We start from the raw sequence: 14,471 nt of genomic DNA on the forward strand, positions 1-14,471 counted from the left end.
GGCTCTGCCCCTCTGGACACCCCGCCAGGAGCTTAGGCTCCTGGACCTCATGAGTGCCTCCGGCGGGGGCGGGCCGGATAACGCGGCCCTTGATGACCACCGTCAGCCATCCCGCCCCCGCCGGAGGCACTCAACGCGGGGTCCGGGGAGTTCGTAACTCCCCGGCGGGGTCCAGGGGCAGCGCCCCTGGCCGACGCTCAAACCCCAAGCGAACCCGCCCCATCCGGAACAGCCCCCGCACGGCACGAAACCAGCCGTTGAGCCGGTGGGTCAGTAGCCGGCGTAGCGGCCGGGCTTGTGGTTGATGATGAGCACGAGGCTGAGGGCCACGGCGCTGGCCACGGACAGGGCCACGCGGTCGGGCGGCAGCACCAGCGTGGCGGCCAGGATGATGGCGGCATCGCAGATCAGCTGCACGCGGCCGGCGCGCCAGCGGCCTTTCTCGTGGAAGTAGATCGCCAGGATGCCGATGCCGCCGACGCTGGCGCGGTGCCGCGCCAGGGCCAGCACGCCCATGCCCATCAGCGTGCCCGCGCCGAGCGCGGCAAAGAGCGGGTTCACCCAGGACAGGCTCAGCACCTCAGGCAGCAGCCAGCCCAGCCCGGCGAGCAGGAAGTTGGTGGCCAGGGTCTTCAGGGTGAAGGCGCGTCCCATGCTGCGCCAGGCCAGCAGGTAGAAGGGCAGGTTCAGCAGGAAGAACAGCAGCCCGGTGGAGGCGCCCGTGACGTAGTGCAGGGTGAGCGCGATGCCGGCCGTGCCGCCGGTGGTCAGTTCCGCCCGCTGCAGCAGGGCGAAGCCGAAGGCGATGAACAGCGCGCCCATCAGCAGGGCATGCGCGTCCTCCAGGGCGGAATGCTTCTGGACCGCGGGCGGTGGCGCAGGCGCGGCGGGCGGGGACGGGGCGCGCTGGTTCCGCATGGGGTCCTTTCCGGCCGGTCCGGCAAACGCCAGCCAGTCCCGTGCCAGCGGGGAATCAGGTCAGGAAGCGGGAGAAAAGGGGATGGGGCGACCTACGGGATTCGAACCCGTGACATCCAAGACCACAACCTGGCGCTCTACCAACTGAGCTAAGGCCGCCACCCCGGGGGACCTCGCGAAACGAGGACCCGCACCCCGCGCGAGGCGAGGTGCCCGACCCGCGCATGGCACGGGTCCGGGCCGGCGGTGTAGGGCGCCGGCCCGGTTCTCGTCAACCGGGGTGCTGGGCGGCCGGGTGGCGGCGCACCTCAGCCCGCCGCGGCACGGGGGGCCGCCCGGGCCACGCCGCGGCCGGCCTGCCAGGTGGCTAGCCGTTCCAGGGCGGCGTCCAGCACCGCCTCGTTCTTGCAGAAGGCGAAGCGGGCGTAGTGGGTGGGGGCCTCGGCGCCGGCATAGAAGGCGCTGACGGGAATGGCCGTGACCTTGGCCGCCTCGGTGATGTGCTGGCAGAAGGCCACGTCGTCCGCGGCCTCCGCCCCCATCACCGGGCGGAAATCGGCGGTGATGAAGTAGGACCCCATCGCCGGCAGCACCCCGAAGCCCAGCCGCTCCAGCCCCGCGGCCAGCCGGTCGCGGCGGGATTGCAGGGTGCTGGCCAGGCTGTCGAAGTAGTCGTCGCCCTTGCGCAGCCCCAGCGCCACGGCGCGCTGCAGGTTGGGCGGTGTGGTGAAGGTCAGGTTCTGGTGCGCCTTGGCGACGTTGCCGGCGATGGACTTGTCGCAGGTGACGTAGCCGACCTTCCAGCCGGTGAGCGAGAAGGTCTTGCCGGCCGAGCCGATGCGCAGGCAGCGCTCGCGCATCCCCGGCAGCGTCATCAGCGGGATGTGCTTCCAGCCGTCGAAGGTCAGGTGCTCGTAGACCTCGTCGCAGATCGCGTAGGCGTCGTGGCGCTGGAGGAGGTCGGCGATGAAGGCCAGCTCGGCGGCGGTGAACACCTTGCCGCAGGGGTTCATCGGGCTGTTGAGCAGGATCGCCTTGGTGCGCGGCCCGAAGGCCGCGGCCAGTTCGGCGCGCGGCAGCTCCCACTTCGGCGGGGCGAGGCGCACCAGCTTCGGGACCGCGCCCAGCAGCCGCACCACCGGCAGGTAGGTGTCGTAGAGCGGCTCGATCAGCACGACCTCGTCGCCGGGATCGAGGATCGCCATCAGCGAGGCGGTGATCGCCTCCGTGGCGCCGGAGGTGACGATCACCTCCGCGGCCGGGTCGGCCTGGATGCCGTAGAAGCGGTGGTTGGCGGCCGCCACGGCCTCGCGCAGCTCGGGCAGGCCGGTGAGCGGCGGGTACTGGTTGCGGTTGTCCAGCAGCGCGTCGGCGGCGGCGCGCACCACGTCCTCCGGCCCCTCGTAGTCCGGGAAGCCCTGGCCGAGGTTGATGGCGCCGTGCTGCGCCGCCAGGGCCGACATCACGGTGAACACGGTGGTGCCGATGCCTGAGAGCAGCGAGTTCTGCGGCTTCATGGGGCGTGTTTCCTTTCCCGCCCGCCCGGATGCCCGGTTCCTCGCGGTGCTGCCCGGCCAGGGGTCGGGAAGCGGCGCGAGGAACCGGCGCGGCGTTCCCGGGTGAACGCGCGTTCCCGTCCGGCCCGGCGGCGAGAGCGCATGATGGGGACCCCTCCCCCCTCGCGCAACCGGGGCCGGGCTTGCCGGCCAGGGAGGGACGTGCAGGCGCGGCAGCGCCTGCCGCAAGCGCCGGGACCGCGGCCGTGGTGACCGGATGCAGCCTGCCGCCTGCCCTGGGCCATGATGGCGGGTCTGCACCGCAGCCCGATGCCCAATTCTTAGGCAGCCTGCCGAGGCGGGCAGCGGTCCTCCGGGGCGGCGGGGCCGAAACCTCCCTTCGCCGCCATTGCCGGCCCGGCACGGGGCGTGCAACACCCAGGGCCGAGCCCAGCTGCGGAAACAGCGCCGGACCCACCGGCCGCGCGTAACCGGGGAACGACCGGCCGTGCCGCAGAAACGGCGCGGTTCGAAAACGAAGACGCGGAGCCGATGAAGAAGATCGAGGCGATCATCAAGCCCTTCAAGCTCGACGAGGTGAAGGACGCCCTGCACGAGATCGGCCTGCAGGGCCTCACCGTGGTCGAGGCCAAGGGCTTCGGCCGGCAGAAGGGCCACACCGAGCTGTACCGCGGCGCCGAATACGTCGTGGACTTCCTGCCCAAGGTGAAGATCGAGGTGATCTGCCCCGACGACCTGGCCGAGCGCGCCATCGAGGCGATCACCGCGGCCGCGCGAACCGGCCGCATCGGCGACGGCAAGATCTTCGTGTCCGACATCCAGGAAGTCATCCGCATCCGCACCGGCGAGCGCGGCGAGGACGCCGTCTAGCGAAGCGAGATTCCGGACGCGCCGCGCCGGCGGTCGGGCCCAGAACCCGTCCCCGCGTGCCGGGCGCGTCCGGCGTGCCGCGAGCGCTCCTGGGCGACGTCTGCCCGGGAACCGCGCGGGTTGTTTGAAGCGCACTCTGCGTTGATCACCACGAGGGGAACAGGACCCACAGCATGGCGAAGAAGCCCGCAGCAGCCCCGGCGGCCCCGGCGGTTCCGGACGGCGTGACCAAGGTCATGGACATGATCCGGGAAAACAGCGTCGAGTACGTCGATTTCCGCTTCACCGACCCGCGCGGCAAGTGGCACCACACGGCGCAGCACGTTTCCACGGTGGAGGAGGAAACCTTCGCCGAGGGCCTCATGTTCGACGGCTCCTCGATCGCCGGCTGGAAGGCGATCAACGAGTCCGACATGATCCTGATGCCGGACACGCTGAACGCCTGCATGGACCCGTTCAGCGCCAAGCCGCAGCTGATCCTGTTCTGCGACATCATCGAGCCCTCCACCGGCCAGCTGTATTCGCGCGACCCGCGCGGCACCGCCAAGAAGGCCGAGGCCTACCTGAAGTCCTCCGGCATCGGCGACACCGCCTTCTTCGGGCCGGAAGCCGAGTTCTTCATCTTCGACAACGTGAAGTTCGGCACCGGCGGCACCTACGGCACCTATGAGCTCGACAGCATCGAGGGCCCGAAGGCCAGCCTGAAGGACTACCCCGAGGGCAACATGGGCCACCGCCCCGGCGTGAAGGGCGGCTACTTCCCCGTTCCCCCCGTGGACAGCGAGCAGGACCTGCGCGCCGAGATGCTCTCCACCATGATGGAGATGGGCGTCATCGGTGAGAAGCACCACCACGAGGTGGCGCAGAGCCAGCACGAACTGGGCACCAAGTTCGGCCCGCTGCTGACCCAGGCCGACCACATGCAGATCTACAAGTACTGCATCCACAACGTCGCCCACAGCTACGGCAAGACCGCGACCTTCATGCCGAAGCCCGTCTACGGCGACAACGGCTCGGGCATGCACGTGCACCAGTCGATCTGGAAGGACGGCAAGCCGCTCTTCGCCGGCAACGGCTACGCCGACCTGAGCGAGTACGCGCTGTACTACATCGGCGGCATCATCAAGCACGCCAAGGCGCTGAACGCCTTCACCAACCCCTCCACCAACTCCTACAAGCGCCTGATCCCCGGCTTCGAGGCCCCCGTGCTGCTGGCCTATTCGGCCCGCAACCGCTCCGCCTCCTGCCGCATCCCCTACGCGACCAACCCCAAGGCGAAGCGCGTCGAGGTGCGGTTCCCCGACCCGGCGGCCAACCCCTACCTGGCCTTCTCAGCCATGCTGATGGCCGGGCTGGACGGCATCAAGAACCGCATCCATCCCGGCGAGGCGATGGACAAGGACCTTTATGACCTGCCGCCGGAAGAGCTGAAGGGCATTCCGACCGTGTGCGGCTCGCTCCGCGAAGCGCTGGGCGCGCTGCAGGCCGATCACGAATTCCTGATGGCCGGCGACGTCTTCTCCCGCGACCAGATCGACAGCTACATCGAGCTGAAGTGGGCCGACGTGTACCGTTTCGAGCACACCCCGCACCCCGTCGAGTTCGAGATGTACTACTCCGTCTGAGCGGTTTTCCCGCACGGACACACCGGAGGGGCGCCGCGAGGCGCCCCTTCTCGTTCCCGCCCGCCGCCGGCTCGTTGCGGCACCGGCGCAACCGGCCGGCGGGCGCTGGCCGCTGTTCTTCCGGGCGCCGCTGCGGCATGATCACGTCCCGTTTTCTGGACGCCCCGGCCATAAGCCCTGCCACTTCCGTGCTGTCTGCCCTGCGAGCCGGCACCGCTCCCCTCCACCAACAGCTCGAGGCGCAGCTGGACCTGGACCGGTGCCTGCGGTCGCGCGGGCATTATGCCGCCATGCTCGGCGCCATGCTGGGCGGCTTCGCGCCCCTGGAAGCGGCCCTGGCCGGCTTCGACTGGCAGGCGCTGGGCCTCGGCCGGAACGTGGTGGGCTGGCGCCCGGCCCGGCTGGAAGCGGATCTCGCGGCGCTGGGCGAAAGCCCGGCCCGCATCCGCGCCCTGCCCCGCTGCGTCGCATTGCCGCGCTTCGAAACGCGCGACCAGGCCTTCGGCGGCCTTTACGTGCTGGAAGGCTCCGTGCTGGGCGGGCAGGTGGTGCTGCGGCGGGCCGCGGCCGCGCTGGGCGTATCGGCGGAAAGCGGCGCCTCCTTCCATGCCGGGCTGGGCCGTCCGCCGGCGGGGGAAAGCTGGCGCGCCTTTCGCGCAGCGCTGGAAGCGCACTGCGCGGACGCGCCGGCCGCCACGGAGGCCGCGGCCGCCACCTTTGCCGCGCTGGCGGACTGGATGCCGCGCTGCCTGCCGGTCGAGGCCGACGCGGCGTGAGCGACGACACCCTGCCCGACAGCCACCTCGCCGACCTCGCGACCTGCGAGCGCGAGCCGATCCACATTCCCGGCTCCATCCAGCCGCACGGCCTGCTGCTGGTGCTGGACCCCGCCGGGGAACGGGTGCTGCAACTGGCGGGCAACACGGCGGGGCTGCTGGACCGCGCGCCCGAAGCCGTGCTGGACGGTCCGGCCGAGGCGGTGCTGGGCGCGGAGCTGCTGTCCGCTCTGCGCGAAGCGGCGGCCACGGGCGGCGGCCTGGACGGCCAGGCACAGGTCTTTCCCGCGGTGGAATTGGCCCCGGGCCGGCGCTTCGACCTGCAGGCGCGGCGCTCCCCGGCCGGGCTGATCATGGAGCTGGAACCGCTGGCCGTGCCCGGCCCGGGCTTCCGCCCCCAGGCGCTGTCGCTGGTGCAGGCGATGATGGCGCGGCTGCAGGGCTTCTCCTCCCTGACGGAGTTCTGCCAAGCCGCCACGACGGAGCTGCGCGCCGCCACCGGCTTCGACCGGGTGATGGCCTACCAGTTCCTGCCCGACGAGAGCGGCACGGTGATCGCGGAAGCCAAGGCGGCCGACATCGACAGCTACATGGGGCAGCACTTCCCGGCCTCGGACATCCCCAGGCAGGCGCGGGCCCTGTACCTGCGGCAGTGGCTGCGGCTGATCCCCGATGCCGAGTACCGCCCGTCGCCGCTGCGTCCGGCACTGAACCCGCTGACCGGGCAGCCGCTGGACATGAGCGACTGCGCGCTGCGCAGCGTGTCGCCCGTGCACCTGGAATACCTGCGCAACATGGGCGTGCGGGCCTCGATGTCGCTGAGCATCATCCGCGGCGGCAAGCTGTGGGGCCTGTTTGCCTGCCACCACCGCGCGCCCTGGCACCTGGCGCCGATGCTGCGCACGGCCTGCGCGCTCTTCGCGCAGATGTTCTCCTTCCAGCTGGAAGCGATCGAGCAGCGCGCGGACCACGACTACGCCCTGCACATGCAGCGGGTGCACGAGCAACTCGTGCAGGTGATGGCGCGCGAGGAGCAGCTCGGCGACGGGCTGATCCGCAACCGCCCCAGCCTGAAGGACTACGTCGATTCCGAGGGCGTGGCGCTGCTGATCGACGGCCGCTACGCCAGCGCCGGGGTCACGCCCGACGAGGCGGAGGTGCGGGCGCTGGCGGCCTGGCTGGCGGAAACCGCGGGCGACGGGGTGACGGCGCTGGACCGGCTGCCGGAGGTCTACGAGCCGGCCAGGAACTTCGCGGAGGTTGCCAGCGGCGTGCTGGCCCTGTCGGTCAGCCGCGCGCCGCACGACGTCATCCTGTGGTTCCGGCCGGAAGCGGTGCGCACCGTCACCTGGGCGGGCAACCCCGACAAGCCGGTGGAGCCCGGCGGCGACGGCGCCCGGCTGTCGCCGCGGCATTCCTTCGCGGCCTGGCAGGAAACCGTGCGTGGCCGCTCCCGCCCCTGGAAGCCGGTGGAGGTGGAGGCCGCCCAGGCGCTGCATGTCAGCCTGCTGGAGGTGGTGCTGCGCCGCATCGACGAGGTGTCGCGCGAAAGGTCCCAGGCGCGGGAACAGCAGGACCTGCTGATGGCCGAGCTGGACCACCGGGTGAAGAACACCCTGGCCAACATCCAGGCCCTGGTGCGCCACACCCGCTCCGGCGCCGGCAGCCTGGAAGGCTTCGTGCACGATTTCGACCGGCGCATCCGCGCCATGGCGGTCGCGCACAGCCTGCTGACCAACACCCGCTGGGAAGGCGCCGACCTGCGTTCCCTGGTGGAGGAGGAGCTGCGCCCCTACCGCGCGGCGGGCGCCGAGCGCGCCTTCGTGCGCGGGCCGGCGCTGCGGCTGAAGCCCAAGGCGGCGCTGGCGGTCAGCCTGGCGCTGCACGAGCTGGCCACCAACGCGGCCAAGTACGGCGCCCTGTCCAGCCCGGCCGGGCAGGTATCGGTGAGCTGGGGCGTGCGCGGCGAGAACGTGCTGCTGGACTGGGTGGAGAGCGGCGGACCGCCGGTGTCGCCGCCCAAGCGGCGCGGCTTCGGCTCCACCGTGGTGGAGCGCGGCCTGAGCTACGAGCTGGGCGGCACCTCGGAGATGAACTTCGACCCCGCCGGGCTGCGCTGCGTGGTGACCATCCCCCTGAATCAGATGGTGGAGGCCACCAGCAGCGCGCCGGTGCCGGAACCCGCGCCGCCGCCGCCGCCAGCGCGCTTCTCCCTGGCCGGGCTGCGCATCCTGGTGGCGGAGGATGCGGCGCTGGTGGCGATGGAACTGGTGGACGCGCTGACCGGGCGCGAGGCGACGGTGGAAGGCCCGGCCGCCACCCTGGCGCAGGCGGTGCGGCTGGCGGTCAGCAAGCCGCTGGACGGGGCGCTGCTGGACGTGGACCTGAACGGCGAGCAGGTGTTTTCCGTGGCCGACGTGCTGACCGAACGCGGCGTGCCCTTCCTGTTCACCACCGGCTACGAGGCCAACACCATCCTGCCCGAACGCTTCCGCGACGCGGCGGTGCTGAACAAGCCCTACGGCGGCGAGGATGCCGCGGACGCCCTGGCCGCGCTGATCGGCGCATCCCGCCAGACCTGACGGCGCGGGCGCTCCGGTCCTGGTGGGCCGGTTGATCCTGGGGTGTTCAGGCCGTGGCCAAGGGGGCTCTGCCCCCTTGGAGCCCCCGCGAGGAGCTTAGGCTCCTCGACCTCATGAGTGCCTCCGGCGGGGGCGGGCTGGGACAGGTTTATCCGGGTGGCCAACCTCGGCCATCCCGCCCCCGCCGGAGGCACTCAACGTGGGGTCCGGGGAGTTTAAACTCCCCGGCGGGGTCCAGGGGCAGCACCCCTGGCCACGGCCGAACATTCGAGACCAACCCGCACCACCCGGAACCGCGCAGCATCCAGGCGCTGCCCGGCTTCGGTTCCCGCGCGCGCTGTTACACAGTGCGGGGCATCGTCGAGGGGGACTCGGGACTTGGACACGTTCTTCGGGCTGCGCGAGCGCGGCACCACGCCGCGCACGGAGGTCATGGCCGGCCTCGCGACCTGGCTGACCATGGTCTACATCGTGGTGGTCAATCCCGGCATCATGGCGGCCGCCGGCATCGACCAGGGCGCGGCCTTCGTGGCCACCTGCATCGCCGCGGCGATCGGCTCGGCGCTGATGGGGCTGCTGGCCAACTACCCGATCGCGCTAGCCCCGGGGATGGGGCTGAACGCCTACTTCGCCTTCGCCGTGGTGGGCGGCATGGGCATTCCCTGGCCGGTGGCGCTGGGGGCGGTGTTCGTGTCGGGGCTGCTGTTCTTCCTGGTTTCCGTGGCGGGGTTCCGGGAATGGCTGATCAACACCATCCCTTTCTCGCTCAAGCTCGGCATCGCCGCGGGGATCGGCTTCTTCCTGGGGCTGATCGGCCTGCAGGGCATGGGCGTGGTGGTAGCCAACCAGGCGACGCTGGTGGGGCTGGGCCACCTGTCCGACCCCAAGGTGATCCTGGCCTGCCTGGGCTTCCTGCTGATCGCCGGGCTGGTGGCGCGCGGGGTGCCGGGGGCGATTATCCTGGGCATCATCATCATCGCCCTGGCCGGCATTCCCTTCGGGCTGACCACCTTCAACGGCGTGGTGTCGCTGCCGCCCTCCCTGGCGCCGACCTTTCTGCAGCTCGACATTCCCGGTGCGCTGGGCATCGGGCTGGTGGGGATCGTGTTCACCTTCTTCCTGGTGGACCTGCTGGACAATGCCGGCACGCTGATCGCGACCACCCACCGCGCCGGGCTGATGAACCCGGACGGCACGGTGCCGCGGCTGGGCCGCGCCATGCTGGCCGACAGCTGCGGCGCGATGCTGGGGGCGGTGCTCGGCACCTCCACCACCGTCAGCTACATCGAATCCGCGGCGGGCATCCAGACCGGCGGGCGCACCGGCCTGACGGCGCTGGTGGTGGCGGGGCTGTTCCTGCTGACGCTGTTCCTGGCGCCGCTGGCGACCTCCGTGCCCGGCTACGCCACGGGGGCGGCGCTGCTGTTCGTGGCCTGCCTGATGGCCAAGTCGCTGCGCGACGTGAACTGGGACGACACCACCGACTACCTGCCCGCCATCGTCACCGCGCTGGCGATGCCCTTCACCTTCTCCATCGCCACGGGGATCGGGCTGGGCTTCGTGACCTACGCGGTGGTGAAGGCCATCGCCGGCCGCGGGCGCGAGGTGTCGGGCGCGGTGTGGCTGATCGCCGGCCTGAGCGTGCTGAAGTTCGCGCTCGGCGCGGGGTGAGGCGCGACCGGGCGGGCGCGGCCCCGCCCGGTTCATCCCGGTAGCGCGGTCCGGTCCTTCCCGGCGGCCAGGACCTGCGCCACCAGGGCATTGGCATGGCCGTGGCCCATCCCGTGCCCGTGCTTCAGCAGGGCCACCACTTCCATGTGCCGGGCCGGCAGGTGCCGGTGGATCAGCGCCTGCCATGCCGCGATGGGCCTGCCGTGCTTCTTCTCGATGGCCGGAAAACTGGAAGCGGGGCCCTGGGTCGGTCCGTCAGCCACGGTCGGGAATGGTCCGGTTCGGGCAATCCGGCGGAACGGTCGCCCGGCGGTTCCGGGACCGCTAGGGCCTGTGGCAGGCGGTCCTGCATCCTGCCCTTTCCCCCGCCTGGAACTTCGCGGAACCGGGTGCAAACATCGCTCCGCCCCGGCAACGGCCAGGGGCGACGCGAACACGACCACCCTCGGGGGAAACAAACGCCATGCGACGTTCCGTTCTGTGCGGCAGCCTCGTGGCTGCCTTTGCCGCGGGGCTGCTGGCCGCGCGGGTGGCGCCCCCGGCCGAGGCGCAGCCCTCGGTCCCGGCCGCGGCGCAGCCCGCCCCGCCGGCGCTGACCCCACAGATCATCAACCTCCTCGCGCTGAGCGAGGAGGAGATCGGGCCGCTGGTGAACAACACCGACCTGCGCTCGCGCACGCTGGTGGCGACCGAGCAGGGCACCGTGGCGGTGCAGAGCGGCAACGTCCTGAAGCACTTCCACGCCGATGCCAACGAGATCCAGCTCGTCCTGGACGGCGCCGGCTCCTTCTGGCTGGGCGAGCGGGAGGTGCAGGTCCGGGCGGGCGACCTCATCATCATCCCCCGCGGCACCGTGCATGCCGGGTCGCGCGCCTCCACCGGGCGGTTCCGGGCCCTGGCCATCAAGCTGCCGCCGCAGCGGGCGAACGACACGCATCCGGTTCCGTAAGGCCACCGCTCCCGCGGGAGCGGTGGCCGCCGGGCCCTCGGTCGCTGGCGTCCGCGGTGTTCCGGGATTGGCCGGGCGGGCGGTCCGGCTCCGCGTTTCGGGACGCTGCCGTCGTCGCGACGCCTCGCCTGCCCGGCCGGCCCATGCTAAGGGCGAAGCCCTGCGGGGGTGTGCCGGAACGGTAGACGGACTCGACTCAAAATCGAGCGTTCGCAAGAACATGGGGGTTCGAGTCCCCCCACCCCTACCAGCCCGGCCTGTTCCGCGACCTTCGCACCCGGCACCGTGACCTGTCCGCGACACGGCACCGCGCCCCAGCACGGAACCTCCCCGCCTTCGCTGGACCGGATGGGTGATGTGGCCGAAGCTTCGGCTCGCCACCCGAGGAGTCCGCCCATGTCCGCCAGCCCGTCTCGCCGCACGCTGCTGCGCGCGTCCCTGGCGCTCCTGGCGCTGGCGGCCCTGCCACGCAACGCTGCCCGGGCGCAGGGAAAGCCGGTGGTGGTGGCCTCCAAGCTGGACACGGAAGGGGCGCTGCTGGGGCAGATGATCGCCCTGGCGCTGGAGAGCAACGGCGTGGCGGTGGAGCGGCGGTTGCAGCTCGGCCCGACCCGCATCCTCCGCGCCGCCATCCTGGCCAGGGAAATCGACGTCTACCCGGAATACACCGGCAACGGCGCCTTCTTCTTCCAGCAGGAGGACGACCCCGCCTGGCACGACGCCGCCCAGGGTGCCGCCAAGGTCCGCGCCCAGGATGCCGAGCGCAACGACCTGGTCTGGCTGGACCCGGCGGCGGCCAACAACACCTGGGCCATCGCGGTGCGGCAGGACCTGGCGAACAGCGCGCGGCTGAACACGCTGGAGGACCTGGCGCGGCACCTGGCCGGCAACGGCGCCTTCAAGCTGGCGGCCTCGGCCGAGTTCGTGGAAAGCCCGGCGGCGCTGCCCTCCTTCCAGAAGGCCTACGGCTTCACCCTGCCGCCGGAGCGGCTGCTGGTGCTGGCCGGCGGCGACACGGCGGTGACCATGCGCGCGGCGGCGGAGCGGCTGAACGGCGTCAACGCCGCCATGGTCTACGGCACGGACGGCGCGATCTCGGCGCTGGAGCTGAAGGTGCTGGGCGACCCCAAGGGCGCCCAGATCGTCTACCAGCCCGCCCCCGTGGTGCGCGGCGAGGTGTTCCGCGCCAACCCGCGCATGGGCGACTGGCTGAAGCCGATCTTCGCCTCCCTGTCGCTGGAAACGCTGCAAACCCTCAACGCCCAGGCGGTGGTGGAAGGCCGCAACCTGCGCGAGGTGGCGCAGGCGCATCTGCGGGGCCTCGGCATCGGGCGCTAGGCGCCGCGCCGATGCGCCGGCAGCCGGCCGGGCCGGCAGCGCCGGGCGCCGTGCCGCACCCTGCCGAGGGGCGGCGCGCCGTTTCGGGCAGCGTCCCGCGCGAGGCCACGGCGGCGACGCTGCTGGCGGCGGTGTCCGCGGCGGCGCCCTTCCTGCTCGGCTGGATCTCGGTGGCGGCCAACCGGCTAGTGTCGCCGCGCCCGGTGACGCTGCCGGTGAACACCGGCACGGCACTGGCGGTGGCGCTGTTCCTGCTCGCCTGCCTCGCAACCGCGCTGCTGGCCCGGCGCGCGGCGCTGCTGCCCTGGGCGGAGGTCGCGGCGGCGCTGGCGGCGGTGGCGCTGCTGGCGGCCACCGGGCTGGCCGCCGGGGCGGCGCTGGACGGGGCCTCCCGCCTGGCGCGGGCGGCGCCGGCCGCGGGGGTCTGGGTCGCGCTGCTGGCCCTGCCGCTGGCGGCCGGGTGCTGCGCCGCGGGGCGCGGGGCCGGGCTGGGGCGCTTCGCGGCGGTCGCGGCGCTGGGCACGGCGGCGCTGGTCTGGGCGGGCGCGCTGGCGCCGCTGTCCATCCTGCACGAGGCCGCATCGCGCGGCGCGGAACTGCGCGCAGCCCTGTGGCAGCACGGGCTGATCGCCGCGGCCGCCCTAGCGCTGGCCCTCCTCGTGGCGCTGCCGCTCTCCGCCCTGGCGCTGTTTCGGCCGCGGCTGGAAGCGGTGCTGCTGGGAGCGGCCAATGCGGTGCAGGTGATCCCCTCCATCGCGCTGTTCGGGCTATTGATGGCGCCCCTGGCGGCGCTGGCCAATGCCTGGCCCACCCTGCGCGGCATCGGGCTGGCGGGGATCGGGCCGGCGCCGGCGGTCCTGGCCATCGCCGGCTACCTCGTCCTGCCGATCGCCGCCGCGGCCCTGGCCGGGTTGCGCGCGGCGCCGGCACCGGTGCTGGACGCGGCGCGCGGCATGGGGCTCAGCCCCGAACAGGTGCTGCGCCGGGTGCGGCTGCCGCTCGGCGCCGGGGTGATCCTGGGCGGGGTGCGCACCGCGGCGGTGCAGGCGGTGGGGCTGGCCACGCTGGCGGCGCTGGTGGGCGGCGGGGGCCTGGGCAGCATCGTGTTCGCCGGCATCGGCCAGCTGGCGGCCGACCTGATCCTGCTGGGCGTGCTGCCCGTGGTGGCGCTGAGCCTGCTGGCCGACGCCGTGCTGGGCGCCTGGCAGAAGGCGCTGACGCCGGGGGGCGGCCGGTGATCCGCTTTGAGGGCGTGCGCAAGGACTACGGCGGCGCCCCCGTGCTGGACGGCGTGGATCTGGTGGTGCCGGCCGGGTCCTTCTGCGTGCTGCTGGGCGAATCCGGCTCGGGCAAGTCCACGCTGCTGCGGCTGGTGAACCGGCTGGCCGAGCCCAGCGCCGGCCGCGTGCTGCTGGACGGGCGCGACGTGGCGGCGGCCGATCCGGAAGCGCTGCGCCGCGGCATCGGCTACGTGATCCAGTCCATCGGGCTGTTTCCGCACTGGCGGGTGGCGGACAACCTCGCCACCGTGCCGCGGCTGCTGGGCTGGGACGCCGCCCGCATCGCCGCCCGCACGGAGGAGCTGCTGGCGCTGGTCGGGCTGGACCCCGCCACCTATCGTCACCGCTGGCCGCACGAGCTGTCCGGCGGGCAGGCGCAGCGCGTGGGCCTGGGCCGCGCCCTGGCCGCCGACCCGCCGGTGCTGCTGCTGGACGAGCCGTTTTCCGGCCTCGACCCCGGCACCCGCCGCACCCTGCAGGCGGAGCTGCGGCGCATCCACGCCCGCACCGGCAAGACGGTGGTCTTCGTCACCCACGACCTGGAGGAAGCCCTCGCCCTGGCCGACCAGCTGGTGGTGCTGGGCCGCGGCCGCATCCTGGCGCAGGGCTGCCCGGCCGCCGTGCTGGGCCGCGACGCTGCCGCCCCGGTGCGGCAGCTGCTGGGCGAGAACACGCTGGCCTTCCACCGCCTCGCCACCCTGCCCGCCGCCCCGTTGGCCCGGGCCGGCGACGCGGATGGCCTGCCCGTCCTGCCGGATGACGCGAGCCTGAAGGACGCGCTGCTGCTGATGCTGGACCGCGGCACCGGCCGCGTCGCCCTGCCCGGCCCCCCGCCCCGGGTCCTGGCTCTGCCCGACCTGCTGGCCGCAGCCTGATGCGGGTGGCCGTGGTCCTGGAAACATGCCGGTTTCGGTCCGGTGGAGCGGTTGTTCCAGGTGTTCGGGC

At 72.6% G+C, this 14,471-nt stretch carries 12 protein-coding genes and 2 tRNA genes; 10 read left to right on the top strand and 4 right to left on the bottom strand.

All coding sequences use genetic code 11. The features are described 5' to 3' along the window. Positions 1–270: 270 nt before the first annotated feature. The 3 genes from ACLIBK_RS14925 to ACLIBK_RS14935 all read right to left on the bottom strand — a co-directional run bounded on the left by ACLIBK_RS14925 (position 271) and on the right by ACLIBK_RS14935 (position 2,435). The gene (locus ACLIBK_RS14925) at positions 271–918 is read right to left on the bottom strand and encodes a YitT family protein (RefSeq protein WP_415388071.1); all 648 of its coding nucleotides are present in this window, start codon (positions 916–918) and stop codon (positions 271–273) included. A gap of 83 nt (positions 919–1,001) precedes the next feature. Next, positions 1,002–1,077, bottom strand: a tRNA-His gene (locus ACLIBK_RS14930). 149 nt (positions 1,078–1,226) lie between these two features. Next, the gene (locus tag ACLIBK_RS14935; RefSeq protein WP_415388072.1) at positions 1,227–2,435 is read right to left on the bottom strand and encodes an aminotransferase; all 1,209 of its coding nucleotides are present in this window, start codon (positions 2,433–2,435) and stop codon (positions 1,227–1,229) included. A gap of 531 nt (positions 2,436–2,966) precedes the next feature. On the opposite strand from ACLIBK_RS14935, the gene ACLIBK_RS14940 reads away from it, so the two are divergent. The 5 genes from ACLIBK_RS14940 to ACLIBK_RS14960 all read left to right on the top strand — a co-directional run bounded on the left by ACLIBK_RS14940 (position 2,967) and on the right by ACLIBK_RS14960 (position 9,959). Further along, positions 2,967–3,305, top strand: coding sequence for a P-II family nitrogen regulator (locus ACLIBK_RS14940; RefSeq protein ID WP_415388073.1), 339 nt, complete (start codon positions 2,967–2,969; stop codon positions 3,303–3,305). A 173-nt stretch (positions 3,306–3,478) separates the two neighbouring features. Continuing rightward, positions 3,479–4,930 carry a type I glutamate--ammonia ligase gene (gene glnA, locus ACLIBK_RS14945; protein WP_415388074.1) on the top strand — a complete coding sequence of 484 codons (1,452 nt, stop codon included), beginning with the start codon at positions 3,479–3,481 and terminating at the stop codon, positions 4,928–4,930. Positions 4,931–5,118: 188 nt separating this feature from the next. Next, complete coding sequence (locus ACLIBK_RS14950; RefSeq protein WP_415388075.1) at positions 5,119–5,706, top strand: biliverdin-producing heme oxygenase; 588 nt, start codon at positions 5,119–5,121, stop codon at positions 5,704–5,706. After that, positions 5,703–8,288 carry an HWE histidine kinase domain-containing protein gene (locus ACLIBK_RS14955; RefSeq protein ID WP_415388076.1) on the top strand — a complete coding sequence of 862 codons (2,586 nt, stop codon included), beginning with the start codon at positions 5,703–5,705 and terminating at the stop codon, positions 8,286–8,288. The genes ACLIBK_RS14950 and ACLIBK_RS14955 overlap by 4 nt, the downstream gene beginning before the upstream one ends. Before the next feature lie 378 nt (positions 8,289–8,666). Further along, positions 8,667–9,959: an NCS2 family permease gene (locus ACLIBK_RS14960; RefSeq protein WP_415388077.1), complete on the top strand. Its 1,293-nt coding sequence runs from the start codon at positions 8,667–8,669 to the stop codon at positions 9,957–9,959. A gap of 32 nt (positions 9,960–9,991) precedes the next feature. On the opposite strand, the gene ACLIBK_RS14965 is transcribed toward ACLIBK_RS14960, so the two are convergent. After that, positions 9,992–10,222: a DUF4287 domain-containing protein gene (locus ACLIBK_RS14965; RefSeq protein WP_415388078.1), complete on the bottom strand. Its 231-nt coding sequence runs from the start codon at positions 10,220–10,222 to the stop codon at positions 9,992–9,994. Between the two features lie 200 nt (positions 10,223–10,422). Between ACLIBK_RS14965 and ACLIBK_RS14970 the strand changes: the two genes are divergently transcribed. The 5 genes from ACLIBK_RS14970 to ACLIBK_RS14990 all read left to right on the top strand — a co-directional run bounded on the left by ACLIBK_RS14970 (position 10,423) and on the right by ACLIBK_RS14990 (position 14,401). Next, positions 10,423–10,908: a cupin domain-containing protein gene (locus ACLIBK_RS14970; RefSeq protein WP_415388079.1), complete on the top strand. Its 486-nt coding sequence runs from the start codon at positions 10,423–10,425 to the stop codon at positions 10,906–10,908. 164 nt (positions 10,909–11,072) lie between these two features. After that, positions 11,073–11,158 (top strand) — tRNA-Leu (locus tag ACLIBK_RS14975). A gap of 146 nt (positions 11,159–11,304) precedes the next feature. After that, positions 11,305–12,246: an ABC transporter substrate-binding protein gene (locus tag ACLIBK_RS14980; RefSeq protein WP_415388080.1), complete on the top strand. Its 942-nt coding sequence runs from the start codon at positions 11,305–11,307 to the stop codon at positions 12,244–12,246. An 11-nt stretch (positions 12,247–12,257) separates the two neighbouring features. Then, the gene (locus tag ACLIBK_RS14985) at positions 12,258–13,484 is read left to right on the top strand and encodes an ABC transporter permease (protein WP_415388081.1); all 1,227 of its coding nucleotides are present in this window, start codon (positions 12,258–12,260) and stop codon (positions 13,482–13,484) included. Then, positions 13,481–14,401, top strand: coding sequence for an ABC transporter ATP-binding protein (locus tag ACLIBK_RS14990; RefSeq protein WP_415388082.1), 921 nt, complete (start codon positions 13,481–13,483; stop codon positions 14,399–14,401). Before ACLIBK_RS14985 ends, ACLIBK_RS14990 begins: the two co-directional genes overlap by 4 nt. Positions 14,402–14,471: the final 70 nt, after the last annotated feature.

Origin of the sequence: Roseomonas sp. BN140053, assembly GCF_047690175.1 — a bacterium.
GTDB lineage: Bacteria > Pseudomonadota > Alphaproteobacteria > Acetobacterales > Acetobacteraceae > Roseomonas.